General features: G+C 72.2%; 28 protein-coding genes and 1 riboswitch. Of the genes, 18 read left to right on the forward strand and 10 right to left on the reverse strand.

The window, feature by feature from the left end; all coding sequences use genetic code 11:
- Positions 1-54 precede the first annotated feature (54 nt).
- Together ACPPVS_RS17575 and ACPPVS_RS17580 are read left to right on the forward strand one after the other, a co-directional pair.
- The gene (locus ACPPVS_RS17575; RefSeq protein ID WP_426593518.1) at positions 55-798 is read left to right on the forward strand and encodes an SAM-dependent methyltransferase; all 744 of its coding nucleotides are present in this window, start codon (positions 55-57) and stop codon (positions 796-798) included.
- Positions 795-1292: a hypothetical protein gene (locus ACPPVS_RS17580; protein ID WP_426593519.1), complete on the forward strand. Its 498-nt coding sequence runs from the start codon at positions 795-797 to the stop codon at positions 1290-1292. Before ACPPVS_RS17575 ends, ACPPVS_RS17580 begins: the two co-directional genes overlap by 4 nt.
- On the opposite strand, the gene ACPPVS_RS17585 is transcribed toward ACPPVS_RS17580, so the two are convergent.
- Together ACPPVS_RS17585 and ACPPVS_RS17590 are read right to left on the reverse strand one after the other, a co-directional pair.
- The gene (locus ACPPVS_RS17585; RefSeq protein WP_426593520.1) at positions 1283-2137 is read right to left on the reverse strand and encodes an alpha/beta fold hydrolase; all 855 of its coding nucleotides are present in this window, start codon (positions 2135-2137) and stop codon (positions 1283-1285) included. The two genes, ACPPVS_RS17580 and ACPPVS_RS17585, sit on opposite strands and share 10 nt — an antisense overlap.
- 17 nt (positions 2138-2154) lie before the next feature.
- Entirely contained in the window at positions 2155-2742 is a 588-nt protein-coding gene (locus ACPPVS_RS17590; RefSeq protein WP_426593521.1) for a TetR/AcrR family transcriptional regulator, read from the reverse strand.
- A 303-nt stretch (positions 2743-3045) separates the two neighbouring features.
- Here ACPPVS_RS17590 and ACPPVS_RS17595 point away from each other — a divergent pair, with 303 nt between their 5' ends.
- From ACPPVS_RS17595 to ACPPVS_RS17615, 5 genes are all read left to right on the forward strand, one after another.
- Entirely contained in the window at positions 3046-3390 is a 345-nt protein-coding gene (locus tag ACPPVS_RS17595; protein ID WP_426593522.1) for a VOC family protein, read from the forward strand.
- 17 nt (positions 3391-3407) lie between these two features.
- Positions 3408-4220, forward strand: a complete 813-nt coding sequence (locus ACPPVS_RS17600) for an SDR family NAD(P)-dependent oxidoreductase (protein ID WP_426593523.1) — start codon at positions 3408-3410, stop codon at positions 4218-4220.
- A gap of 34 nt (positions 4221-4254) precedes the next feature.
- Positions 4255-5307 carry an NAD(P)-dependent alcohol dehydrogenase gene (locus tag ACPPVS_RS17605; protein ID WP_426593524.1) on the forward strand — a complete coding sequence of 351 codons (1053 nt, stop codon included), beginning with the start codon at positions 4255-4257 and terminating at the stop codon, positions 5305-5307.
- Positions 5308-5481: 174 nt separating this feature from the next.
- On the forward strand, positions 5482-6213 hold the full coding sequence (locus ACPPVS_RS17610; RefSeq protein WP_426593526.1) for a YqjF family protein: 732 nt from the start codon (positions 5482-5484) through the stop codon (positions 6211-6213).
- A gap of 39 nt (positions 6214-6252) precedes the next feature.
- On the forward strand, positions 6253-7446 hold the full coding sequence (locus ACPPVS_RS17615) for a low temperature requirement protein A (RefSeq protein WP_426593527.1): 1194 nt from the start codon (positions 6253-6255) through the stop codon (positions 7444-7446).
- Positions 7447-7487: 41 nt separating this feature from the next.
- Here ACPPVS_RS17615 and ACPPVS_RS17620 read toward each other — a convergent pair whose 3' ends face one another.
- From ACPPVS_RS17620 to ACPPVS_RS17630, 3 genes are all read right to left on the reverse strand, one after another.
- Complete coding sequence (locus ACPPVS_RS17620; RefSeq protein WP_426593528.1) at positions 7488-8189, reverse strand: PadR family transcriptional regulator; 702 nt, start codon at positions 8187-8189, stop codon at positions 7488-7490.
- Between the two features lie 183 nt (positions 8190-8372).
- Positions 8373-8996 (reverse strand): SDR family NAD(P)-dependent oxidoreductase, encoded by a 624-nt coding sequence (locus tag ACPPVS_RS17625; protein ID WP_426593529.1) that lies wholly within the window; start codon positions 8994-8996, stop codon positions 8373-8375.
- An 81-nt stretch (positions 8997-9077) separates the two neighbouring features.
- A complete protein-coding gene (locus tag ACPPVS_RS17630) occupies positions 9078-9473 on the reverse strand; it encodes a VOC family protein (protein ID WP_426593531.1) in 396 nt (131 codons plus the stop codon).
- Between the two features lie 204 nt (positions 9474-9677).
- Between ACPPVS_RS17630 and ACPPVS_RS17635 the strand changes: the two genes are divergently transcribed.
- The 5 genes from ACPPVS_RS17635 to ACPPVS_RS17655 all read left to right on the forward strand — a co-directional run bounded on the left by ACPPVS_RS17635 (position 9678) and on the right by ACPPVS_RS17655 (position 13204).
- Positions 9678-10043, forward strand: a complete 366-nt coding sequence (locus ACPPVS_RS17635; protein ID WP_426593532.1) for a YciI family protein — start codon at positions 9678-9680, stop codon at positions 10041-10043.
- Positions 10044-10122: 79 nt separating this feature from the next.
- A complete protein-coding gene (locus ACPPVS_RS17640) occupies positions 10123-10479 on the forward strand; it encodes a YciI family protein (protein ID WP_426593533.1) in 357 nt (118 codons plus the stop codon).
- A complete protein-coding gene (locus ACPPVS_RS17645; RefSeq protein ID WP_426593534.1) occupies positions 10476-10706 on the forward strand; it encodes a hypothetical protein in 231 nt (76 codons plus the stop codon). Before ACPPVS_RS17640 ends, ACPPVS_RS17645 begins: the two co-directional genes overlap by 4 nt.
- A complete protein-coding gene (locus ACPPVS_RS17650) occupies positions 10703-12076 on the forward strand; it encodes an RNA polymerase sigma factor (protein ID WP_426593535.1) in 1374 nt (457 codons plus the stop codon). Before ACPPVS_RS17645 ends, ACPPVS_RS17650 begins: the two co-directional genes overlap by 4 nt.
- A 189-nt stretch (positions 12077-12265) precedes the next feature.
- The gene (locus tag ACPPVS_RS17655) at positions 12266-13204 is read left to right on the forward strand and encodes a hypothetical protein (protein ID WP_426593536.1); all 939 of its coding nucleotides are present in this window, start codon (positions 12266-12268) and stop codon (positions 13202-13204) included.
- A gap of 140 nt (positions 13205-13344) precedes the next feature.
- Here the strand turns inward: ACPPVS_RS17655 and ACPPVS_RS17660 are convergent, their stop codons facing one another.
- Positions 13345-14586, reverse strand: a complete 1242-nt coding sequence (locus tag ACPPVS_RS17660) for an Nramp family divalent metal transporter (RefSeq protein ID WP_426593537.1) — start codon at positions 14584-14586, stop codon at positions 13345-13347.
- A 97-nt stretch (positions 14587-14683) separates the two neighbouring features.
- Between ACPPVS_RS17660 and ACPPVS_RS17665 the strand changes: the two genes are divergently transcribed.
- On the forward strand, positions 14684-15793 hold the full coding sequence (locus tag ACPPVS_RS17665; RefSeq protein WP_426593539.1) for a GNAT family N-acetyltransferase: 1110 nt from the start codon (positions 14684-14686) through the stop codon (positions 15791-15793).
- On the opposite strand, the gene ACPPVS_RS17670 is transcribed toward ACPPVS_RS17665, so the two are convergent.
- The 4 genes from ACPPVS_RS17670 to ACPPVS_RS17685 form a co-directional block, all read right to left on the reverse strand.
- On the reverse strand, positions 15790-16554 hold the full coding sequence (locus ACPPVS_RS17670) for an SRPBCC family protein (RefSeq protein WP_426593541.1): 765 nt from the start codon (positions 16552-16554) through the stop codon (positions 15790-15792). The two genes, ACPPVS_RS17665 and ACPPVS_RS17670, sit on opposite strands and share 4 nt — an antisense overlap.
- 201 nt (positions 16555-16755) lie before the next feature.
- Positions 16756-17769 carry an ABC transporter ATP-binding protein gene (locus tag ACPPVS_RS17675; RefSeq protein WP_426593542.1) on the reverse strand — a complete coding sequence of 338 codons (1014 nt, stop codon included), beginning with the start codon at positions 17767-17769 and terminating at the stop codon, positions 16756-16758.
- Entirely contained in the window at positions 17766-19511 is a 1746-nt protein-coding gene (locus ACPPVS_RS17680) for an ABC transporter permease (RefSeq protein ID WP_426593543.1), read from the reverse strand. Before ACPPVS_RS17680 ends, ACPPVS_RS17675 begins: the two co-directional genes overlap by 4 nt.
- Positions 19512-19515: 4 nt before the next feature.
- Positions 19516-20580, reverse strand: a complete 1065-nt coding sequence (locus ACPPVS_RS17685; protein WP_426593544.1) for a thiamine ABC transporter substrate-binding protein — start codon at positions 20578-20580, stop codon at positions 19516-19518.
- Between the two features lie 58 nt (positions 20581-20638).
- Positions 20639-20756: riboswitch (TPP riboswitch) on the reverse strand.
- A gap of 59 nt (positions 20757-20815) precedes the next feature.
- On the opposite strand from ACPPVS_RS17685, the gene ACPPVS_RS17690 reads away from it, so the two are divergent.
- The 5 genes from ACPPVS_RS17690 to ACPPVS_RS17710 all read left to right on the forward strand — a co-directional run bounded on the left by ACPPVS_RS17690 (position 20816) and on the right by ACPPVS_RS17710 (position 24491).
- Complete coding sequence (locus ACPPVS_RS17690; protein WP_426593545.1) at positions 20816-21106, forward strand: DUF4235 domain-containing protein; 291 nt, start codon at positions 20816-20818, stop codon at positions 21104-21106.
- 90 nt (positions 21107-21196) lie between these two features.
- Positions 21197-21616 (forward strand): polyketide cyclase, encoded by a 420-nt coding sequence (locus ACPPVS_RS17695; protein ID WP_426593546.1) that lies wholly within the window; start codon positions 21197-21199, stop codon positions 21614-21616.
- Positions 21613-22050 (forward strand): MarR family winged helix-turn-helix transcriptional regulator, encoded by a 438-nt coding sequence (locus ACPPVS_RS17700; RefSeq protein WP_426593547.1) that lies wholly within the window; start codon positions 21613-21615, stop codon positions 22048-22050. Before ACPPVS_RS17695 ends, ACPPVS_RS17700 begins: the two co-directional genes overlap by 4 nt.
- A 100-nt stretch (positions 22051-22150) precedes the next feature.
- On the forward strand, positions 22151-23122 hold the full coding sequence (locus ACPPVS_RS17705; protein WP_426593548.1) for a nucleoside hydrolase: 972 nt from the start codon (positions 22151-22153) through the stop codon (positions 23120-23122).
- 52 nt (positions 23123-23174) lie between these two features.
- Positions 23175-24491, forward strand: coding sequence for an ABC transporter substrate-binding protein (locus ACPPVS_RS17710; RefSeq protein ID WP_426593549.1), 1317 nt, complete (start codon positions 23175-23177; stop codon positions 24489-24491).
- Positions 24492-24503 lie beyond the last annotated feature (12 nt).

A 24503-nucleotide genomic window follows, 5' to 3' on the forward strand; every position in this document is an offset into this window, starting at 1 on the left:
ACGATCGCCGGTATTCGCTCGTCGCCGGTCATCCGCGGACGTACGGTCCGCCTCATGGACATCCCCCGGCAGCACACGATCCGCGAGAGGCACCACCGGATCCTCGACCCGTTCACCGACGAGAAGCTGGCTGTCCTCGGCCGCGCCCTGCGGCTGACGCCCGGCACGACCGTCCTCGACCTGGCGTGCGGCACCGGTGAGATGCTCGCGACCTGGGCGCGGGACCACGGCACCGTCGGCATCGGCGTCGACATGAGCTCGGTGTTCGTCGGCCGGGCGAACGAGCGGGCCGCAGCCCTCGGGGTCGAGGTCACCTTCGTCAACGACGACGCCGGCGACTACGTCGCGCCGGAACCGGTCGACGTCGCGGCCTGCCTCGGGGCGTCGTGGATCGGCGACGGCGTCGTCGGCACGCTGTCCCTGCTGGAGCGATCGCTGCGGCCCGGCGGGCTGGCCCTGCTCGGCGAGCCCTTCTGGCGCGAGGATCCGCCCGACGAGACCGCCGTGATCGGCAGCGGCGCACCCTCCCGCCACCTCTTCCGGTCCCTGCCCGGGCTCGTCGCCCAGCTCCGTGAGGCCGGCTGGGACCTGGTCGAGATGGTGCTGGCCGACGAGGACAGCTGGGACCGGTACGTCGCCGCGCAGTGGCTGAGCACGCGGGAGTGGCTCGACGCCAACCCGTCCGACGAGCTGTGGGCCGAGATGCGTGCCGAGCTGGACACCGCACCGCTCACCTACGTCACCTACCAGCGGCGCTACCTGGGCTGGGGCGTCTTCGCGCTGATGAAGCGACCATGACGGGCGTCGTGACCGACCTCGACGTGTGCCTGGAACGCGTGCTCACCACTCGTCTGGTCGAGCCGCACCTGGGCCAGCCCGGCGTCGCGCTCGACCTCGGAGGCGGGACCGGGCCCTACGCCGTCTGGCTCACCGAGCTGGGCTGGGACGTGCGCGCCTGGCCGGGCGGGCTCCGGTTCGACGCGGTGGTCGGGCTGGAGCCGTTCCGCCACCCGACGGCCGACGACGTCCGGGCGCTCGCGCGGATCACGCGCCCCGGCGGACTGGTCGCACTGGCGATACCGCCGCTGCCGGCCTTCGCGGCACCCGGCTTCGACACCGTCACGGTGGTGGCCGCGAAGACGCTGCTGGCCGACGACCTCGAAGCCGTGCGCCTCGTCGACCCGTCGGCCTATCGGGTCCGGCTCGACCGGCTCGTCGCGGGCGCCGACGACCCGCTGGTCCTCGCGACGGCGCCCCACCTGCTCTGGGTGGGTCGGCGCGCCTACAGGTAGGCCACGACCGCCGCGACGGTGTCGGCGTCCCGGAGGATCCGGCGGTGGCCGAGCCCCTCGCTCATCCGGACCTCCGCGTCGGGCCACACCTCCGCGATGCGCTCGCCGTCGGCAGGGTCGGTCTCCTTGTCCGAGCGGTCGGCGACGACCAGGAGCGGCGGGAGGTCCGCCCGGCCGGCCGCCCGGGCCGGGATCATGAGGTCGTCGAGCGGCCGGTGGGCGAGGACCTCCATCCGTTCCAGCAGGAGCGTGCGTGTGCCTTCGCTGAACCCGAGCGCGCGCGCGAACTGCCGTGTGTACTCGACCGGCTCGGCGGGCGGCGCGACGAGGACCAGGCGACCGGCCTGCGTGCCGTCGAGCACCGCGAGCGCGACCGCCGCGGCACCGAGCGAGTGCCCGACGATCGCGTGGGCGGTGCCGTGCGCGGCGACGACGGTCTCGATCGCGTCCATCAGCTCGATCAGGCTGCTGCGCCGACGGCCCAGGGCGCCCGGGCCGGAGTCGCCGTGGCTCGGCGCGTCGTAGGCGATCACCTGGAACCCGGCGCTCGTGAGGGGGACGACGAACGACGCGAGCTGCGCCCGGTGACCGCCCCAGCCGTGGACCAGGTAGACCCGCGGCCCGGTGCCCCAGGTCTCGCCGACGGTCCCGTCCGCGAGGCGCCACGAGACGCCGCCGGGCACGTGCTCGCCCGGCCTGGCGTGGGTCGGGGTGCACCACATGCGCAGGGCGTTCCGCGCGACGAGCCTGGGGGCGATGCGGTCGAGCGTCCGCACGGTCAAGGTGAGCGTGCGCGGAACCTTGGCACGAACGATCGTGCTTTTCTGGGCATCCGTCTGGGCCACGTCGAGTTCTTCCTTTGTCATCGGACGGTGATCGAGGCGAGCAGGCGCTCGAACGCGTGGCGCGCCCGGACGTCGGCCGCCGGGTCGCGCAGGAGCCGCTGCGCGTGGAAGTGCGCGAGCATCAGCCCGTGCAGGTCGTAGGAGAACTGCTCGGGCGACTCGTCGTCGCGGAGCTGGCCGTCCTTGGCGCCCGAGCGATAGATCTGCGCGAGGGAGTCGGCCAGGTCCCAGTGGTCCTGGACCAGCTGGTCGCGGACCGGCCCCGGCTGGTCGTCGAACTCGGTGGATGCCGAGACGAACAGGCAGCCTGCCGAGCCAGCGGTGGACAGCAGCAGCCAGCACTCGAAGAGCGTGCGGATGCGCGGGACTCCACGAGGTGCGGCGAGCGCCGGCCGGACGACCTGCTCGACGAACCGCTCACGTGCCTGACCCAGGACGGCCAGCTGGAGCGCCTCCTTGGACCGGAAGTGCGCATAGAGGCCGCTCTTCGACATCCCGGTGGCCGTCGCCAGCGACCCGATCGTCAGGCCGGCCACGCCGAGGCGCCCGGCGATCTCGACCGCCTGGTCGAGCACCACCTGCCGCGTCTCGTCGCCTTTGCTCACGGATACATTATTAGCACGATCGTGCTGTTCTTACGAGACCCATCCCGACCCGTAGGCAGTGCCCTGCTGGGTCAGCACCCCAGCCGCGCCGGCCCGCCCCCTGCGCGGGCCGGCACTGCTGGGCTCAACGTTCGAGCTCGTCCGTCGTCGTACGGCCATCGTGACGGACCATCCCTCCCCCCGGACACCGTCCCGAGACGGATCTCGCAGGCGGCGGTCACACATCCCCGGGATGATCCGTCAGGTGGAGGAGAGCGGGTATCCGCCCCTGATACACGGGAACGACAAGGGAGAGAGCTGAACATGACGGACGGACTGAAGATCGTCGTGGTGCCGGTCAAGGACCTCGACGCGGGCAAGGCGTTCTACGGCGCGCTGCTCGGTGTGGAGCCGATGCAGGACGCACCGTTCTATGTGGGCTACGAGACCGCGGGCATCCACCTGGGCCTCAACCCGCACGGTCACGAGCAGGGCATGACCGGTCCGACGTACTACTGGATCGTCGACGACCTGGCGGGCACGCGCGACGCGCTCGTCGCGGCCGGCGGCTCGGTGCTGCAGGACGCGACCAACGTCGGCGGCACACGGACCATCGCGACGGTCGCGGACGCCGACGGCAACGTGATCGGGCTCGCGCAGGACGCGTGAGCGGATGATGGGGCTCCATGAGCACCCTTCTGATCACCGGCACGTCGACCGGCATCGGCCTCGAGACCGCGCTCGCCGCGGCGGCGGCCGGCTGGACCACCGTCGCGACGATGCGCGACCTGTCCCGGTCCGGGCCGCTGCGCGAGCGCGCCGGTGACCTGCCCATCGACATCCGCGCGCTGGACGTCACGTCGTCCTCCGTCGGGTCGGTGGTCGACCAGGTCGTCGCCGACCACGGTTCGCTCGACGCCGTCGTGAACAACGCCGGCGTCGGGCGGGTCGGCACCGTCGAGACGCTCGGCCTGCCGGCGTTCCGCGACGCCATGGAGGTCAACTTCTTCGGCGTCGTGCGCGTCGTCGAGGCGGCGATGCCGCACCTGCGCTCGTCCGGGGGACGCATCCTCACGATCACCAGCGTCGGGGGCGTCGTCGGCCAGCCGTTCAACGAGGCCTACTGCGCGGCCAAGTTCGCGGTCGAGGGGTTCCTGGAGAGCCTGGCGCCCGTGGCCCGCGCGTTCGGGGTCCCCGTCGTCATCGTCGAGCCGGGCGCGGTGGCCAGCGAGTTCGTCGCCAACGCGTCGGTGCCGGCCGTCGGCTCCGACGCCTACGCACCGCTGCTCGCCGCCTACCTCCAGCGGACCGCGGGCGCGTTCGCCAACGCCCAGTCCGCGTCGGCCGTGGCGTCGTTGATCGTCGACCTGCTCTCCGCACCGGAGCCGCCCACCCGCGTCCAGACGAGCCCGGCCGCCGCCGCGTTCGCCGGGCTCAAGCTCACGGACCTGGACGGTTCCGCCGTGCAGACCCTCACGCGGACCTGGATCGGGGGATGATGGTGCCTCCCACCGTCGTCTCGAGGAGACACCTGTGCCCCTGACCGTCCCCGCCCTGCTCGCCCCGTCCGCCGGCGCGACGTTCGAACGCGGCACCATCGAACGCCGCTCCCTGGGCGAGCACGACGTGCTCATCGACATCGCCTACGCGGGCATCTGCCACTCCGACATCCACCAGGCGCGCGCCGAGTGGGGCTCCGCGATCTTCCCGATGGTCCCCGGCCACGAGATCGCCGGCGTCGTCAGCGCGGTCGGGTCCGCCGTGACCAAGCGCGCCGTCGGCGACCGCGTCGGCGTCGGCTGCTTCGTCGACTCCTGCCGCGAGTGCGCACGCTGCCTGGCCGGCGAGGAGCAGTTCTGCGAGCGCGGCATGGTCGGCACCTACAACGGCCGCCAGTACAACGGCGAGGTCACCTACGGCGGCTACTCGACGCAGATCGTCGTCGACGAGAACTACGTCCTGCACATCCCGTCGGAGCTTGCCCTGGACGTCGCCGCGCCCCTGCTGTGCGCCGGCATCACGCTCTACTCCCCGCTGAAGAACTGGGGCGCCGGTCCGGGGCGCCGCGTCGCCATCGTCGGCATGGGCGGTCTCGGGCATATGGGAGTGCAGCTCGCGCACGCGCTCGGCGCCGAGGTGACGGTGCTCAGCCAGTCGCTGTCGAAGGAGGCCGACGGCCGCGCACTGGGCGCCGACCACTACTACGCGACGAGCGACCCGGCCACGTTCTCCGCTCTGCGCGGGACGTTCGACCTCATCATCAGCACCGTCTCGGCCGACCTCGACCTCGACGCCTACCTGCGCCTGCTCGCGTTCGAGGGATCGCTGGTGTTCGTCGGCCTGCCCGAGAACAAGCAGTCGTTCAGCGTCTTCTCGCTCACCGGCGGGCGCCGGTCGATCTCCGGGTCGAACATCGGCGGAATCCGCCAGACCCAGGAGATGCTCGACTTCTGCGCGGCTCACGGCATCGCGTCGCTGGTCGAGACCATCACGGCCGACGACGTCGACACGGCCTACGAGCGCGTCGTGGCGAGCGACGTCCGCTACCGCTTCGTCATCGACACGTCGACGATCCCGACCCCCTGACCCGCTCCCGTCCCACCCACCCCGCCGCCGAACTCGTGACTTGGCGACGAAGTCGTCAGCTGCAGCCCACGACTTCGTCGCCACCTCACGATCTCGACGCGAGAGGGACGATCCGACCGGGAGCGCAGCCTCGCGGCTGGCCCCGCCTGACGAGGTGCGCGCGCAGACGTCAGGATGGGGGCCGTGGATCCCATCCGGCCCGTCGCGCCGCCGCTCACCGGGCGGGTGATCCTCACGCAGCAGTGGCAGCGGGTGAGCATCCTGCACTGGCGGGTGCCGTCCGACCGGATCGCGCGGTTCTTCCCCGCCGGCACGCGTCCGGACGAGTTCGACGGCTCGTCGTGGGTCGGGCTCGTCGCGTTCTGGATGGCCCGGTTCCGCGTGGTCCCCGGACCGGCGCTGCCGTACATCGGCGACTTCCCCGAGACCAACGTGCGGCTGTACACGGTCGACGACAACGGTCGGCGGGGCGTGCTGTTCCGGTCGCTCGAGGCATCCCGGGCGCTGACCGTGCTCGGTGCCCGAACCTTCATGAACGTGCCCTACCAGTGGGCGCGCATGTCGCTGGACCGGGTCGGTGACACGCTCGACTACCGCTCGACCCGGCTGACCGGCGCACGTCCTTCGTCACACATCGTGGTCCGACCGTCGTCCGACCCGGTCGAGCACGACACCCTGGCCGACTTCCTGACCGCGCGCTGGGGCATGCACACCGTGATCGGTGGCCGCACGCGGTTCGTCCCCAACGACCACGAGACCTGGCCGCTGCGCCGGGCATCGCTGACCTCCCTCGACGACGAGCTGGTCGCGGCCGCGGGCATCCCGGTTGCCGGGCCCCCGGAGTCGGTCCTGTACTCGCCCGGCGTGCACGCCCGGTTCGCGATGCCGCTCCCGCCGGTGCGGTGACACCTCGCCCCGGCGGGTCCTGTCCGGCAGGGTGGGCGTGTGATCCCACGCCTGCGGACGTCCGACGAGCAGCACCGCGTCACCACGTTCGAGCTGTTCTTCGACCTGGTCTACGTCTACGCGTTCACGCAGGTCAGCCACCTGATGGCCGAGACGCACTCCGCGCTCGGGGTGCTCCAGGCGCTGATCGTGCTCGCGCTGCTGTGGTGGACGTGGACCTCGTACAGCTGGCTGGCCAACCAGTCGCCCGCCGACCAGGGCGTCCTGCGCGCCGGGATGTCGGTCGCGATGGCCACGATCTTCGTCGCCACCCTCGCCGTTCCCGAGGCGTTCGAGGACCTGCCCGGCGGCCTCGACGGGCCCCTCGTGCTGGTCGTCGCGTACGCCGTTGTACGACTCGTGCACAGTGCGTTGTACCTGATCGCCGGCGCCGACGACCGGGACCTGCAACGCCAGGTGCTGCGGACGCAGTACGTCGCGATGCTGCCGTCGGTCGCCCTGCTGCTGGTCGGCGCGCTGGTCGGGCAGCCCGCGCAGACGTGGATCTGGCTCGGCGCGCTGCTGTGGGACGTCGTGCTGACGCTGCTGACCGGCTGGGGCGGTGACTGGCGGTTGCACTCTCCGTCGCACTGGGCCGAGCGGTACGGGCTCGTCGTCATCCTGGCGCTGGGCGAGTCCGTCGTCGCGATCGGCGTGGGCGCCTCGCACCTGCCCGTCAGCGTGCCTGTGATCGCGGGTGCCGTCCTGTGCATCGCACTCGCGCTGGTGCTGTGGTGGGCCTACTTCCTGGGCAGCGCCGAGCACGCCGAGCACGCCCTGGCGCGCCTCGAGGGCATACCGCGCGCCACCTACGCGACGCTCGCCTACACCTACCTGCACTACGTGCTCATCGCCGGCGTCGTCGTGACGGCCCTCGGCGTGGAGGAGGCGATGGCGGACGTCGGCTCGTCGGAGGCGTTCGGCTTCTTCGGTGCCGCCGCGCTGGCCGGCGGGGTGGCCGTGTACCTCGTCGGGACCGCCGCGCTCGTGCTCTCGGCGACCCGGCGGATGCCGACGTTCCGACTGCTCGGTGCCGCGACCGCGCTCGTTCTCGTGCCGGTCATGGCCGCGTTGCCCCCGCTCGCGGGGCTGGCCGTGGTGGTGGCGATCGCGTACGCGTGGACGGTGACGGAGTCGCGTCGCCACCGCGGCGCGCGGTCGCTCCGACCGCACAGCACGGCGCCGAGCGCGTGAGTCCTTCTCACGCGCTCGGCGCCGGTGTGGAGCTCAGGCGGTCAGGCGTCCTCGACCGGGGCATCCGCCGGGGTCGTCGGCGCCGGGGCGCCCGCCAGGATCAGGTAGAGGTCCCGGCGCGAGCGCTCCAGGACGGCCAGTGCCTGGGTGGCCTGGTCGTCGGTGCCCGAGCGGACCACCTGCTGGGCGGCCGCGGCCAACGCCTCGAGCGCGCCCCGCAGGCTGCGACCTGGGGAGGTCGGCCGGCTGGCGGCGTCCTCGAACGGGCTGCCCAGCTGCTCGGCGTTCTCGGCGACGTACGCCGTGCCGGCATCGGTGAGCCGCGCCATCTTGCGGCCGGACTCGGCGGTGATGGCCACCAGGCCCTCGTCCTCGAGCAGGTTGAGCGCCGGGTAGATGGCGCCCGGGCTCGGCCGCCACTGGCCGCCCGACCGCTGGCCGATCTCCTGGATGAGCTGGTAGCCGTGCATCGGCTGCTCGTTCAGCAGGAGCAGGACGGCGGCGCGGATGTCGCCGCGACCGGCACGTCGGCCGGGCCCGCGTCCGCCGGGGCCGAAGCCGCCGGGGCCGAAGCCGGGGCCGCCGAAGCCGCGGGGGCCGCGCGGGCCGCCGCCGTGCGGGTGCTCGCCGTGGGGGTGGAAGGCGCCGCGGCGCGGGTCGAAGCCCTCGCCGTACGGAGCGCTCGGGAAGTCGCCGCGGCGCCGACGGCCGCGAGGATCAGATTCATTGTGGGTGTGTCGCATGGTCGGTTCTCCTCGAACGATGTCGGTGCCCGGGCCTGGTCGGCCCAGGGGCGCCGCGGCCGGTGCGGGGATCGCGTCGGGCTCTGCGGCGTCCGGGAGGTGTTGCTCTCCACCGGATGTTCGTAACGATATATCGTTGATAGAACTTTGACAAGCCCTATCGATACATCGCTCGTCGGAGCGTCACAACCGCGCCAGGACCGCACCCCCGTGCACCGCCAGCACCTGACCCGTCGTCCAGCCCGCATCGGGTGACGCCAGGTACGCGACCGCGGCCGCCACCTCCTCGACCGTCCCCGGACGGCCGGCGGGGATGCGGGCGACGCGACGAGCCCGCTCCGCGTCGTCGAGCCGGCCCTCCCAGAACTCCGTGTCCGGGACGAAGCCGGGCGCGACGGCGTTCACGGTGATGCCGTCAGCGGCCACCTCACCGGCCGTGCCCGTGACCCAGGAGTTGATCGCGGCCTTCGCGGCACCGTACGAGCCCGCGCCGCGCAGGGCGGCCACCGAGCTGAGCGCGACGATCCGTCCCCCGGGCCGGCTCATCCGCGGCAGCAGGGCCTCGCCCAGCAGCACCGTGGTCAGCACGTTCAGCCGGAACTCGTCGAGCCAGACCTGCGCGGTGGCCGCCAGCCCGGGCCCCTCCGGGGTCAGCGAGCCCCCCGCGTTGAGGACCAGCACGTCGACCGCGCCGAGCCGGTCCGCGAGCGCCTGGACCTCGTCGGGCTCCTGCAGGTCGGCCACCTCGACGGCCATCGACCCGGCGGCCGCGCGCTCGAGGACGTCGCGCCGCCGACCGACGATCACCACCTCGTCGCCGCCCCGCCAGCAACCGCCGCGCCACGGCAAGCCCGATCCCGGTCCCGCCGCCGGTCACTACGGCACGCCTCATCGGGCGGGCGCCTGCATGATCTGGATGAGGTTCCCGCAGGTGTCGTCGAACACCGCGGTGGTCACCGGGCCCATCGGCGTCGGGTCCCGCACGAACCGCACGCCCGCGGCGGACAACCGCTCGAACTCGGCCTGCACGTCGTCCACGCCGAACGACGCGAAGGGGATGCCGTCGTCGAACAGTGCGGTCCTGAACGGACCCACCGCCCGGTGGCCGCTCGGTTCGAGGAGGATCTCGACCCCGTCGGGCGCGGCCGGCGACACGACCGTCAACCAGCGCGCGTCGCCCAGCGGCACGTCGTGCCTCGTCGTGAACCCGAGGACGCCCGTATAGAAGTCCTGCGCCTTCTGCTGGTCGTCCACGAACACGCTCATGATGGTGACTCGGAGCATCGCAACCTCGGTCGCTCGGGCGCCTCGCGGCGCATCGCTGGTCGACGAACGGACACGACGATCATGACCAGCCCCGGCCGACGGCGCACGGCAGTTGTCTCCGGCTCAGCGATCGGCGTCCCGATGTCGATTTCCCGAACCCTCGCGCGTCATCCCCCCGACGGGGCACAGTATGGGAGGCCCCCACACCCGAGGAGACCAGCGATGACCGCAACGTGGATGGTGCTGCTGTACGGCGACGAGGGGTTCTGGTCCTCGGCGACGCCGGAGCTCAAGGCGCAGATCATGGCCGAGCACGGCGCCTACGCGGCCGCGTGCGCCGAGCGTGGCTACAAGATTCTCGGGGGCGAGCAGCTCGACTTCACCGCCAGCTCGCTGTCGGCCCGCCGCTCCGAGACCGGCGCCGTCGAGGTGACCGAGGGGCCCTACACCGAGACCGCCGAGTTCATGGGCGGCTACTACGCCTTCGAGACGGACGACCCGCGCGGTCTCGCGCAGCTCACCGCCGAGATCCTGGTGACCGACGGCGGCGGCGGCGTCGAGCTGCGGCGGGTCATCCCGAACTCGTGAGACCGGCCGACCGCGAGATGTCGATCCCGGGCGCCCTGCGCCGTCATCCGGGCATCGTCGTCTCGCGAAGGGTTGGGTCATGACCGAGTACATGGTGCTGCTGCACCGCGCCGAGGACCGTGCGTTCACGACCGCGGAGCTGGAGGTCCAGGAGGCCGCGCACACCGCGTTCCAGGCGCTGTGCCGCGACCGCGGGTGGCCGATCCACAGCACCGCACCGCTGGCTCCGGCCGGCCGGGCACGCTCGTTGCGCCCGGACGGCCGGGGCGGCCTCGCCGTCACCGACGGCCCGTACAGCGAGACCGTCGAGCAGGTCGGCGGCTTCTACCTGGTGTCGGGCCCGTCGCTGGACGAGCTGACCGCGGCCGTCGGGCCCCTGGTGGTGAACGCCGAGACCGTGGAGATCCGGCCGACCGACCGCGAGTGGTTCGAGTGAGGTTCGTCGTGCTGGCGTTCGGGGACTTCGCGCCCGCCGACGTGCTCCTGGCACCGCCGGAGACCGGGACGCTCGTCGTCGACGGTGCCGTGCACTCCTCGGGTTTCGACGGGGCCGCGGCGGCGCTGTCGGGGTTCTCGCTGGTCGATGCCGTGTCGCTGGACGAGGTCCTCGACGCTCTGCCGCCGGTCGGGACCTTCGAGGTGCGTCCCGCGGAGGTGGCGTGACGGTCTTCGACGACCCGTCGACCTCGCTGTCGCCCCAGGAGGCGGCCTCCCGCGCCCTCGCCGACGCGTGGCAGGCCTCCTGGTCGCGCCTGATCGGGCTGCTGATCGGTCAGTACGCCCGGCCTGACCTGGCCGAGGACGCCGTCTCCGACGCGTTCGAGGCCGCGGCTCGGCACTGGCCCGTGGACGGTGTGCCGACGAACACCGGCGCCTGGCTGCTCACCGCGGCGCGTCGCCGCGTCCTCGACCGGCTCCGTTCCGAGGCGGTCCACCGCCGAAAGGAACCGCTGATGGTGGTCGACGACGAGATGCGCGCCGCGGCCGCGGCCGTCGTCGACCCCGGCGCGCACGTCGCCGACGAGCAGCTCCGGCTGATCTTCGCCTGCTGCCACCCCGCGATCGCGCCTGACGACCGCGTCGCCCTGACGCTGCGGTTCGTCGTCGGCCTGACGACCACCGAGATCGCCCGGCTCCTGCTGGTCCAGGAGACCGCCATGGCCGCCCGGCTGACCCGCGCCAAGAAGCGGCTGGCCTCGTCCGGCATCCCGTTCGCGACGCCGCCCGCGGCCCGCCTGGACGAGCGCCTCGACGTCGTCGCGACCGTCGTGTACCTCGCCTTCACCTCGGGCTACCACCCCGGCGCCGGCAACGTCGCACTGCGCGTCGACCTCGGCGACGAGGCCATCCGGCTCCTGCGCGTCCTCGACTCCCTGCTGCCCGACCGGCCGGTGGTCCGCGCCCTGCTCGCGCTCCTGCTCCTGCAGCACTCCCGCCGCGACACGCGCCTCGCGCCCGACGGGACGCTGATCCTGCTGCCCGACCAGGACCGCTCGCGCTGGCACCGGGCGGAGATCGCCGAGGGCGTCGCCCTGCTGGAGTCGCTCCCGCTGTCGGCGCGAGCGGACGACGCCGCCCCTGACGCTGACGCCGACGCCGACGCCGACGCCATCGACCCGTCGACGGCCGCCGTCGTCACGCGCCTCGCCGAGGAGTACCGCCTCCAGGCGCTCATCGCCGCCGAGCACGCCACCGCCGCGACGGCCGAGGACACCCGCTGGGACGTGATCGCCGGCCTGTACCTACAGCTGGAACGCCTCACCGGCTCGCCCGTGGTCCGGCTGGCCCGTGCGGTCGCGGTCGCCGAGGCGTCGGGTCCGTCCGCCGGGCTCCTGCTCCTCGACGGTCTCGACGAGCTCCTGCCCCGGCACCACCGCGTCCCGGCCGTCCGCGCCGAGCTCCTGGTCCGCGTGGGCAACCCCACCGCCGCAGCCACGGCCTACCGCGAAGCCCTCACCCTGGTCACCAACCCGACCGAACGCACCCACCTCCAATCCCGCCTATCGGCACTGACGGCCCCCCCACGGCCCTGACCCTCTCCCCCCCTCAGGCCTCGAGAACGGCACTCCGTCACGACAACGGCAGTTCAAAGTGCCGTTCTCGCGACGAACTGCCGTTCTCGCGGCGCCGTCGACGCGACCACCGCCCCGCCGAGCCCGGGGTTACTCACCCATCGGGGCGCTGGGCGTCCGGGCGGGGGCTGCAGAGGCGACGATCTCGGCATGCCCAGACGCCCCGACGCGCCGCTCTCGCCGACGGCACGACCAGCACCGCCGACCGTTCACCTCGCCGCGGACCTGCCGGGCTACGCCGTCGCTGCACGCACGAGGACCGAACAGTGGAGGAAGGTCGGCAGAGGCGTCTACGTGCCGACGAGCGCACCGACCGGCAACCACGCCGACGCGCTCGCGCGGATCGCCGGCCTGCACCGCCGGCTCAAGGGCGCCCACTGCTTCAGTCACACGTCGGCGGCGCTGCTGCACGGCCTGCCCGTGTGGCGGATCGGCCCAGAGACTCACATCTATCAGCTCCGCTCGCCCAGCAGCCGACGCGACAAGGACGTCGAGCGCCACGTCCCATGGCCGGTCGCCGACGACATCGTGGACCTTGACGGCGTACGGGCGACGTCGATGGGCCGCACCGCCTGGGACTGCGCGGTGACGCTCCGGCCCCTGAGCGCCCTCGTCGTGGTCGATGCCGCAGTGCATGCCGGTCTCGACATCGAGGACCTGCGCTCCAGGGTCCTGTGCTCGGCGGGCCGGCGCGGTGTCGCCCGCGGGCGAGCACTGGTCGAGCTCGCCGATGCCGGCGCCGAGTCGCCCTACGAGACCGCATGCAGGTTCCTCCTCCTGAGGGCCGGGTTCCCGGTACCCCAGACCCAGGTACCCGTCGAGACGCGGCTCGGAACGTTCTGGGGTGACCTGGGTTGGGCGCAGTGGCGCGTGATCATCGAGTACGACGGGCGCTCCAAGTACGCCGATCCGGACGCGCTGATGCGGGAGAAGCGTCGGCACGACGCCATCGTGGAGGCCGACTGGCGGATCGCGCGGGTGACCAGCGCCGACATCAACGAGCGGTTCTCCCTCACGGAACGGGTGTCCGCGTACCTCCCGGCGGCCGTAACGAATGCCCTGACCCCCCGCCGCGAGCTGGTGTGGTGACGCCGGCTCGGGTCGAGAACGGCAGTTGTGCACGAGAACGGCACTGTGAACTGCCGTTCTCGTGACGGACTGCCGTTCTCGGCGGGGGTGGGGCGGGGCTGGGCGGGGGTGGGCGGGGTCAGGTGAGGGTCAGGTGAGGGTCAGGTGAGGGTCAGCAGCACGATCAGGGTCAGGTTGAGGGTGACCACCAGGCCGACCACCACCAGCAGGGTGGCGTGCAGGCGCGGGCCGTTGCGGTAGGCGCCCATGACGCCTGCCGAGCGGGTGAGGCGGACGAGCGGGATGACGGCGAACGGGATGCCGAACGAGAGGACCACCTGCGAGATCACCAGGGTCCAGGTCGGGTCGGCGCCGAGCGCCAGCAGCAGCAGAGCGGGGATGAGCGTGACGGCGCGGCGCGCGATCAGGGGGACCCGCCGGTGCAGGAGGCCCTCCATGATCGTCGCGCCGGCGTACGCACCCACCGAGGTCGAGGCGAGGCCCGAGGCGAGCAGCCCGATGGCGAACGCGACGCCGATGCCGACCCCGAGGGCGGCGACGATCGCCTGGTAGGCACCGGGGATCGCGTCGGTACCGGGCACGCCGCGCAGCGCCGACGCGGCCAGCAGCAGGAGTCCGATGTTGACGACGCCCGCGATCGCGAGCGCGAAGCCGACGTCCCAGCGGGTGGCCCGCAGCACGCGCGGGATGTCGGCCCGGCTGCCGTGCCGGTCGCGGGCGAGGGCCGAGTGGACGTAGATCGCGTGCGGCATGACCGTCGCGCCCAGCATCGAGGCGGCCAGCAGCACGGAGCCCGGGCCGTCGAACCTCGGGACCAGACCGGACAGGACGCCGCGCGCGTCGGGTGGAACGACGAACAGCCCGGCCAGGAACCCGATCGCGATGATCGCCAGCAGGCCGACGATCACCAGCTCGAAACGCGACTGGCCGTACCGGTTCTGGGTGAGCAGCAGGAGCAGCGAGACGACGCCGACGATCAGGCCCCCGAGCGGCAGCGGCACGCCGAAGAGCAGGTTGAGCGCGATCGCCCCACCCACCACCTCGGCGATGTCGGTGGCGGCGGCGACGAGCTCCGCCTGCGCCCAGAAGGCCAGCCGCGGCCCTCGTCGCAGCCGCTGGCCCAGCAGGCCGGGGAGCGACTGGCCGGTGACCAGGCCCAGCTTTGCGGACTGGTACTGGACGAGCACGGCCATCGCATTGGCGACGACGAGCACCCAGAGCAGCAGGTAGCCGTACCGCGCGCCGGCGGTCAGGTTGGCGGCGACGTTGCCTGGGTCGACATAGGCGATCGCGGCGACGAACGCGGGCCCGAGCAGGAACGCGAACCGGCGAGCGCCCGCGGGCGCGGGAGCCCGCTCGACGTCGGCCGCGGTGCTGCGCATCTGCTCCCCAAGAAGTTCGGCTGCCCGAACTTATGCTAGCGGACACCCGACACGAAAATGGGTCGACCAACGACAGCGTCGGCGGGAGGGTGTCCGAATGACCGCGTGGTCAGTTCGCGAGATCCCGGCGCTGGAGAGCACGACCTCCCCCGATGCCTGGTTGCTGCACGGACTAGTGCAGGCGACCAACGCCGTGCTGCTGGACAGCTGGGGGACGCACGACTTCGACCGGACGACGCACGAGATCCTGGGCTCGCTGCACGACCAGGCCCACGTCCGCAAGATCCGCCTGGTCGCGGTCGACGAGGACGGCAGCGGCGACGGCGCCGATCCAGCCCGCGTCCTCGGTTACGCAGCCCTGAACATGACGCTCCACGACAACACGCACCTGGTGGCGATGGAGCTCGGAGTTCGGCCCGAGCATCGTGGCCGGGGCGTCGGATCGGCCCTGCACGATGCCGCCGTGGCGCGAGGCGAAGCGGCCGGCCGCGACACGTTCCAGGTCTCGACCGACCAGCGGATCGAGCCCCCGCACGGGCCCGACACCATCGCGCCGTCCACCGGCGAGGGTCGCGTCCTGGCCACGGCGGCCGCCTCGCGCTTCGCGACGAAGCACGGGTACGAGCTGGCACAGGTCGCCCGGTTCTCGCAGTTCGACCTTCCCTTCGACGCGGACCGGGTCGGGGGCCTGGGACTGCGGGCGGCCGAGCACGCCGGACCCGACTACCGGCTCGTCTCGTGGGCGCACCACTGCCCTGACGAGTGGCTGGACGACTACGCCCTGCTCGCTACGCGGATGAGCACGGACGCACCGGTCGGAGGGCTGGACCTGGGTGAGGACGTCTGGGACGGCGAGCGGATCCGCGCCGTCGAGCGGCAGTACGAGGAGCGCGGGCTCGGGATGCTGGTGATGGCCGCCGAGCACGTCCCGACGCACACCCTCGTCGCGTTCACCGAGTTCATGACCGTCTCGCACCTCGACGAGTTCGTTCACCAGCACGACACCCTGGTCCTGCGGGAGCATCGCGGTCGCCACCTCGGCATGCTCGTCAAGGCGGCCAACGCACAACGACTGGCGGCGGAACTTCCGCTGGTCCGTCGCGTCGGCACGTGGAACGCCGAGGAGAACACCCACATGCTCGCGATCAACGTGGAGCTCGGCTTCCGCCCGGCGGGCGGCTCGGGCGAGTGGCAGCTCAAGCTCTAGGAGGTCGCAGCGGCTCGCGGCATCGACGCCGCCCACCAGTGGTCCCACCGGTCGCGGACCTCGGCGAACGTGCCGTCGTCGAGACCGTACGTGGACAGGATCGCGTTGACGGTGCCGTGCGGTGGGGATGCCGCAGCGGGCGTCTCCATGATGACGAAATAGATGGCGCTGATCCCGTGCAGCCGCAGCCCGAACTGCATCGGGGTCATGTAGTCGATGGTGCCGCCGAGCAGCGTGCCGTCCGGGCGGCGGGCCTGCACGTGACCACCGACCGGGACGCTGCGGATGCCGGCGATCCCCGCGTTGTCGAGCAGGCGGTCGCCAGGGGTGCCCGCATCCAAGCCGAACGCCGACAACGTCCGACGCTCCTCGCCCGGGTGCACGGTGGCGGCGAACGCGAGCTGGTGCACGAACGCGATCCAGCCCTCGTCGACCTCGTCGCGAATGCCGTCGAAGGTGGACACGCCCTGGTGGCTGCGGCGCGTGACCGACAGGCGGGTGTGCCCCGGCAGCGAGACCGTCGACCGGGCCGTCAGCACGTCGTGGTGCGGCCAGGTGAGGGTGTGGATGGTCGCCTCGCCGACGACGTCGTGCGCCTCGAGGGGTTCGGCGGCGAAGATCGAGCGGATCTCGTCGTCCAGGCCGTCGTAGTCCCAGCCGAACCATCGGTGGACCAGCTGCGGCTCACGCACGTACGGCCACACGGTCGCCAGCGGAACGGGGATGTCGACCGACACGACCTCACGGAGCTCCAGCGTCATCGCTGCTCACCTCGCCCTCCACGTGCGACGTTAGTCACGGTAGCGCGGGGACGCTCGTCGGCGAGGACGGGAACGCGCTGCACCCGGCGAGAACGGCACATTGCCGCGAGAACGGCACTCTGAACTGCCGTTCTCGCGACGAACTGCCGTTCTCGCGCCACGCGGCGGAGCTCCCGGGTGCAGCGCCAGCGGGCCGGGGCTCTACAGCGGGAGGACCGCCAGCGCGTCCGGGTCGACCGACAGCTCGACGACGTCGCCCGGTACCCAACGGCCGCCGACCGGGCCGAGCGCCGTCACAGCGCCGATGCCGTCGACCTCCACCCGGACCTCGGAGCGACCGCGACGGGACGCGACGCCGAGCACTGCTCCCTTGGCCACACCCGCGCCCGAACCGGCGGCCTCGCGGATCGACCGGCCGACCACGAACGCGCCCTCGGCCAGCGCGATCGTCACACCGGATCGCGACCGATCCTCCAGGGCCTCGCGCAGGGGAGCGGCCGCGGCGGCGTCGACCGGGACGAACGCCTCGTAGCCGAGGAACGCGGCCACCTCACGGGATGCGGGGGAGCGCCACAGGTCGGCCGGCGCCGCGACCTGCAGCAGGCGGCCGTGGGCCATCACGCCGACGCGATCGGCGACCGCGAATGCCTCGTCGTGGTCGTGCGTGACGAACAGGGCGGTCGTACCGGTGGCGACGAGGGCCGCGCGCAGGTCGACCGCGAGCCGCTCGCGCAGGGTGCGGTCGAGGGCGGACAGCGGCTCGTCGAGCAGCAGGAGACGCGGTTGCGGCGCGAGCGCGCGGGCGAGTGCGACGCGCTGGCGTTCGCCGCCGGACAGCGTCGCCACCCCACGCGACCCGTAGCCGGCCAGGCCGACGAGCTCGAGCAACCCGTCGACCGACGATCCCCGCGGCATCCCGTAGGCGACGTTCCCGGCCACCGACCGGTGCGCGAACAGCTGCCCGTCCTGGAACATCAGCCCGAACCCGCGCCGGTGCACGGGGACGCCGGCGAGCGACGAACCGTCCCACCGAACCGCCCCTGCGGCGAGCGGCTCGAGGCCCGCGACCGCGCGCAGCAACGATGACTTGCCGCACCCGGACGGGCCGAGCAGTGCGACGACCTCACCGCGCGACACGCTCAGCGAGACGTCGTCGACCGCGTCCTGGGGGGCGCCCGGGTACCGGACGACGACCTGGTCGATGCTCAGGGTCACCACTCACCTCCGGCTCCGGTGGTCCGCAGCTTCTCGCAGGTCGCGACAATGAGAGTGGTCAGCAGGGCCAGCACCACCGACGCCGCGAGCGCCATCCCGTAGTTCTGCGGGCCGGGCCGGCCGATCAGCCGGAAGATCACGACGGGCAGGGTGGGCCGGTCGGGCCGCGCCAGGAACGAGGTCGCGCCGAACTCCCCCAGCGACGCGGCGAACGCGAACCCGATCGCCAGGCCGAGCGCCCGCGCACCCAGCGAGAGGTCGACCGTCCGCAGCACCCGGAACGGCGACGCACCGAGCGTCGCGGCGGCCTCGCGCAGCCGCGGGTCGATCGCGCGCAGCACCGGCAGCACCGTGCGGACCACCAGCGGCACCGCGACGACGGCCTGAGCGATGGGCACGAGCAGAGGGCTCGTCCGCAGATCGACGGGCAGCCCGAACGGATGGTGCATCGACAGCAGGAAGCCGAAGCCGACCGTCACCGCGGACACGCCGAGCGGCAGCATGAACAGCGCGTCCAGCCCGGCGACGGCGCGCCGCGCGGAGGCCCGCCGGGGTCGTCGCGACACGACGAGGGCCACGAGCCCGCCGACCACGAGCGCGATCGTCGTGGCGTCCAGCGCGATGCGCAGCGAGTTCAGCGCGGCCTGCCAGACGGTCACGGTGAGCGACCCTCCGGTGGTGCCCAACGCGGTGTAGTTGTCCAGCGACCAGCCCTGCGGCGTGTGCAGCGACCGGACGACGAGGTTGACCAGCGGAGTGGCGATCAGGACGACCACGACGGCCGTCACCAGGGCGGCGCCGAGCGAGAGCGCGTGCCCGTCGCCGGGCGGCATGCCTGCCGGCCGGCGCAGCGAGAGGCGACACGTGGACGACGCCGGCTCCGACAGCGCCAGCGCACGCTCTCGTCGCGCCCGAGCCCGGCCGGCCACCACGAGCACCCCGGCGACGACGACCAGCTGCACGACGGACAGGACCGCCGCCGCGCGCAGGTCCAGGAACTGGGTGGTCTGGATCCAGATCTCGGTCTCGATGGTGCCGAACTGCAGCCCGCCGAGGATGAGCACGGTGCCGAACGCGGTCGCGCAGAACAGGAAGGCGAGCGAGGCGGCGGAGGCGATCGCCGGCGTCAGGGACGGCAGCGTGACGGTCCGGAACGCCTTCCACGGTGAGGCGCCGAGCGCGCGAGCGGCCTGTTCGGCGCGCGGGTCGAGGCGTTCCCAGAGGCCGCCGACCGCGCGGACCACGACCGCGTAGTTGAAGAACACGAGCGCGGCGACGATGGCCGCGAAGGTGCCGTCGAGGTGCAGGAACCCGAGCGGTCCGCCGTCGACCAGCAGCGAGCGGAACGCGACGCCGACCACGACCGTCGGCAGGACGAACGGCACCGTGACGAGGGCGCGCACCACGGACCGCCCGCGGAACGAGTGCCGGTAGAGCACGTACGCGCCGGGGACGCCGAGCAGCACCGAGATCGCCGTGCCCAGCGCCGCCTGTGCGACGGTCAGGCCGATGATCCGCCAGGTCCGGGGCCGCGAGAACACGTCGGCGAACCCGGACAGGTCCAGGTGCCCGTCGACGACGAACCCCTTGCCGACCATGACCGCGACGGGCCACGCGAAGAACAGCCCGAGGAACACCAGCGGGACGACGACTGCCAGCGTCCAGAAGACGACGACGCGCGTCCGTCCCGTCGACCGCAGCTGGATGGCCGGGACGTCGGGACGGACGAGCGTGCTGGTCATGCGATCAGCCGACCACCGTCGCGGACCACTGCTCGAGCCAGTCCGCACGGTTCTTCGCGATGTCCGCCGGGGGGACGTCGAACGGCTTGGTCGCCAGCGGAGCCCACGAGGCCCAGTCGGCGGGAAGCTGCACGGAGGTGCTCACCGGGTACATGTACATCGAGCCAGGGATGTCGGCCTGCACCTTGTCCGAGAGCAGGAAGTCGAGCAGCTTCTCGGCGCCGGTCGGGTTCTTCGCCCCCTTGAGCACGCCCGCGTACTCGACCTGCCGGAAGCATGTGTCGAGCAGCGCGCCGGTGGTCGGCTCGGTGCCGCCCTTGGGGACGGTGAAGGGCGGCGACGACGAGTACGACAGGACGATCGGACGCGGACCGCCGCCCCCACCGCCGGAGAAGTCGGTCTCGTAGGCGTCCGTCCAGCCGTCGGCGACCTGCAGGCCGTTGGCCTTCAGGGCCGTCCAGTACTGCTGCCACCCGTCCTGGCCGAACGCGCCGATCGTGGCCAGCAGGAACGCGAGCCCGGGCGACGACGTGACGGCGTTGGGCACCACGGTCAGGTCCTTGTACGCGGGCTTGGTCAGGTCCTCGAGCGTGGCCGGCTCGGCCTGGCCGTGCGCCGTGAACCACGCGTGGTCCACGTTGATGCAGACGTCGCCCTTGTCGATCGCGGTCAGGGCGTCGGACCCGTCGACCGCGTATTGGCCGGCGTCGGCCGCCGCGGGGACCTTCGAGACATACGACTGCACGACACCCTCGTCGATCGCGCGCGACGCGAACGAGTTGTCGATGCCGTACGCCAGGTCGCCCAGCGGGGCGTCCTTGGTGAGCACGAGCTGGTTGACCAGCGTGCCGGCGTCGCCGGGCTGGACCACCTTGACGGTCAGCCCCGTGTCCTTGGTGAACTGGGCGAGCAGGCCGTCCGACAGCGCGAACGAGTCGTGCGTGACCAGGGTGACCGTGCCGGCGCCGCCGGACGACGACGCCTGGTCGCTGCTGCCGATGGCCGAACAGGCGGCCAGCGAGGCGGTCGCCAGGACGGCGATCGCGCCCAGCGAGAGAGTTCTCGCCATGGATGTTGCTCCTCCTCGATCGAAAAAGGAGGGGGTCGCCCGCGAGCACGCTCACGGAGGACTGAGAAGCCCGACTCCCTACGCCGGTATCAACCGGATCAGGTTCGAGGGTCTGCGGAGGCCCGCACTCTCAGCGTCCAGGCCACGCTCGGCCCGACGCTCCCCTGTCGTTCGTCGGCGATCCTACGCCCGTCCGGGGAGCGCGCGGGCCCGTGCGACCACTACCGTGGCGTGCATGCCCGACGACACGCCCACCTCGTCCTTCCTGGCCAAGATCATCGGCGCCGCCGCGGCCCTGATCGCAGCGTGGCTGGTCCAGCAGGCTGTCTCGCGCGTGTGGCAAAGGTCGACCGGGCACGAGCCGCCGCGTGCCGACGACGAGGGCGACGCCGGCCTGTCGGAGGTCGTGATCGCCGCCGCGGTCACCGGAGCGCTCGTCGCGATCTCCCGCGTGCTGGCGACCCGCGGTGCCGCCCACGTCGTGGCGGTCGTCGAGGCGAACGGCGAAGGCGGCGAGTCCGTGTAGTCCCGGCTCGATGGAGAGACGGTTCCTTGCGGAGATTTAGTCCGTGCGCCTATAGTCGTCACACGGACTAAATACCTCAGGAGGAACACCATGTGGATCGCCGAGCACACCGCCGAGACCGACCTCCCCCGCGAGAACGTGTGGGCCGCGCTGGCGGACCTGCACCGGGGCGCCCTGACCTACGAGGGCGCCGACTCGTTCGAGCTGCGCGGGCCGTTCGCCGTCGGCACGACCGTCGCGGTCACGCCGGTCGGCCAGGACACGTTCGAGTCCCGGATCGTCGACCTGGTCGAACCGGCGACGTACGCGGACGCGACGACGTTCGGGGACCTGACGCTGCTGTTCCGGCACACGCTGGTCGAGGTCGACGGCGGCACGCGCGTCACCCACCGGCTCGAGATCGACGGTCCGTCCGCGGACGAGGTCGGACCCGAGCTCGGCCCGCAGATCAGCGACGACTTCGGCACCTCGATGCAGGCGCTGTTCGACGCCGCCCGGGCCCGCGCATGACCCGGTTCCCCGGCGGCCCGTCGCAGAGCCCGGGGTTCCTGCTCTGGCACACCACGATGCGCTGGCAGCGGGTCATGACGGCCGCACTCGCTCCCCTCGACCTGACGCACGCGCAGTTCGTCCTGCTCGCGTGCGCGTGGTGGCTGGGCGAGCGCGCAGACCCGCCGCGGCAGTCGCAGGTGGGCGCCCAGGCGGGCACCGACCCGAAGATGACCTCGGACGTCGTCGCCCGGCTGGAGGGCAAGGGGCTGCTGCGGCGCGCGCCGGACCCCGCCGACGCCCGCGCGAAGTTCGTGCTGGTCACACCGGCCGGCGCGGCGCTCGCCGCACGGGGGATCGAGGTGGTCGAGGCCGCCGACGCCTCGTTCTTCGCCGACGTCGACGCGCCCGCCCTCGGCGTCACGCTCAGCGCGCTGGCCCGCATCAGCGACTGACGCGTCAGGCCGTTCGGAATTCGTTCGCACAACCCCTTGTTCTCCCGAGTCAACTCGTGTTGAATCCAGATCAACACGAGTTGAACGAAGGAGTTCACCCATGGACGGCCGATCCCCGGCGACCCGGATCATCCTCGACACCGACCTCGCCATGGGCGTTCCCGGCTCGGACATCGACGACGGTTTCGCCTTGGCACTCGCGCTGGCCGAGCCGTCGGTCACGCTCGAGGCGATCACCACCGTGAACGGGAACGCCGACGTCGAGAGCGCCACCCTGCTGAGCGTGGAGCTGCTCGAGCGGCTCGGCGCCTCGTCGGTCCCGGTCTACCGCGGCGCCTCGGCACCCCTCGCGTTCCCCGACCGCCGCCGCTCGACACCCGAGGCGATCCGCGCGCAGTTCGGTCACCGTCAGGCGACTCCCGGATACGCAGCGGTCGAGCTCGTGACCCGTGCCGCCGCCGAGCCCGGCCTGCTGACCGTCGTCGCGATCGGGCCGCTCACCAACCTTGCCGCGGCGGTCACCATCGACCCGGACTTCGCCACGAACGTCCGGGAGATCGTCATCATGGGCGGGGTCTTCCTGGGCCACACCCACGAGACCCGGATGCCGGGCGAGTTCAACTTCTGGAACGACCCGGAGGCGGCCGACGCGGTCCTGCGCTCCGGCGCCACGATCCGCATCGTCGGGCTGGACGTCACCGAGCAGGTCCGGCTCACACGCGGGCACGCGGAGGCCATGCGCGCGAGCTCCAGCAGCTTCTCGCAGTTCGCGGGGACGCACGCGTTGGCCTGGATCGACCACCTCGCCAGCTGGTCCCCCGGGTCCGCCAACGCCGGTCGGTCCTGCGCGATGCACGACCCGCTCGCGGTCGCTGTCCTGGCGCACCCCGAGCTCGTCACCTGGCGCCGGGCCCACGTCGAGGTCGTCACCGGTCCCGGCATCGCCCGCGGAGGCGCCGTCGCGGACCTGCTGGCCGGTTCCGACCCACCCACGCCGAACGTCGAGATCGCCGTCGACGTCGACGTCGATGCCTTCCTCGACTACTTCCTGTCCAGCCTGCACGGCGCCTGACCCCGTCCTGCCCTCGCACCACCGACAACACACACCCGAAGTGGAGCCCGCCATGCAACGAAGCATCCGGACGATCGTCGCCCTCGCCGGCGTCGGAGCCGCCCTCACCCTCGCCGGTTGTTCGTCGTCCGGCGCCGCCGCGTCGAACGACGAGTGGACCATCCCGACGCAAGACCCGACGGCCACCATCCGGGTGGCCGGCCACGTGCCCGCCGGCGACGACGGGCTCAAGCCGGTCCTCGCCGCGTTCGCCAAGGCGCACCCGACCATCACCGTGAAGTACGAGAGCATCCCGTTCGACTCGCTGAACGCCGTGCTCGACTCGCGCATAGCCAACAAGGACGGCAACCCCGACGTCTACTGGGCGGACATGCCGCGGCTCGCCGCACTGACCGCCCGGGGCTACACCACCGACCTCACGGACCAGTTCAGCCAGTTCGAGAACGCGTGGGACGCGGCGTCCTCCGCCGGCACCACGGTCGCGAACAAGCTGGTCGCCGTCCCGATCGCCAACTCGACGCAGCTGATGTTCTACAACAAGGACCTCCTCGACGCGGCGGGGGTCGCCTACCCGTCGGACAGCACCGACGAGCGCACGACGTGGGAGGCGATCGCCGCGGACGCCAAGGCCGCGGTGGGGGCGGGCGCGACGAACGGGCTGGTCTTCGGGCAGTTCGACCGCTACTACCAGCTGCAGCCGCTGCCGATGTCGCTGGGCGGCTCTGCCGGTGCCACCGGCGAGGGCAACCTGACGCCCGACGTGACGTCCGACGCGTGGGTCAAGGCGTTCGACTGGTACCACTCGATCTTCGAGGACGGCACGTCGCCCCGAGGCGTCAAGTCCGAGCAGAGCGACCCCGACTTCATCGCGGGCAAGACCGCGTACATGGTCGAGGGCCCGTGGTTCCTGCCCCAGCTGCAGTCGAGCACGGTCAACTGGGGCGTCGCGCCGCAGCCCTACTTCGAGGGTGGCAAGGCCGTGACGCCGACCGGGTCGTGGTCGTTGGCCATGAACCCGTTCAGCAAGGAGAAGGAGGCGGCCGCGATCTTCCTGAAGTTCATGTCCGTCGACGACGGCGGGTGGACCCAGTACGCGCTCAACCCGGACCTGCCGGCCAACGTCGACGGCAAGAAGCTGTACTTCGAGCGGCCGGTGTTCACGACGCCGGCGGGCACGCAGGCCGCCGCGATCATCGACTACGAGAGCTCGAACACGGCGGTGAACCGACTGGCCACCACGGGGTATGTGGAGTTCGAGGACATCATGGGTCGCACCTTCGCCGACATCCGGAACGGTGCCGACGCCAAGACGAGTCTGGAGTCGGCGTCGGCCGAGCTCGAGCGCGCCTGGGCCCCGTACACGAAGTAAGGCGGAACGCGA

The sequence above is a fragment of the Cellulomonas sp. McL0617 genome (assembly GCF_049994875.1).
Taxonomy (GTDB): Bacteria; Actinomycetota; Actinomycetes; order Actinomycetales; family Cellulomonadaceae; genus Cellulomonas.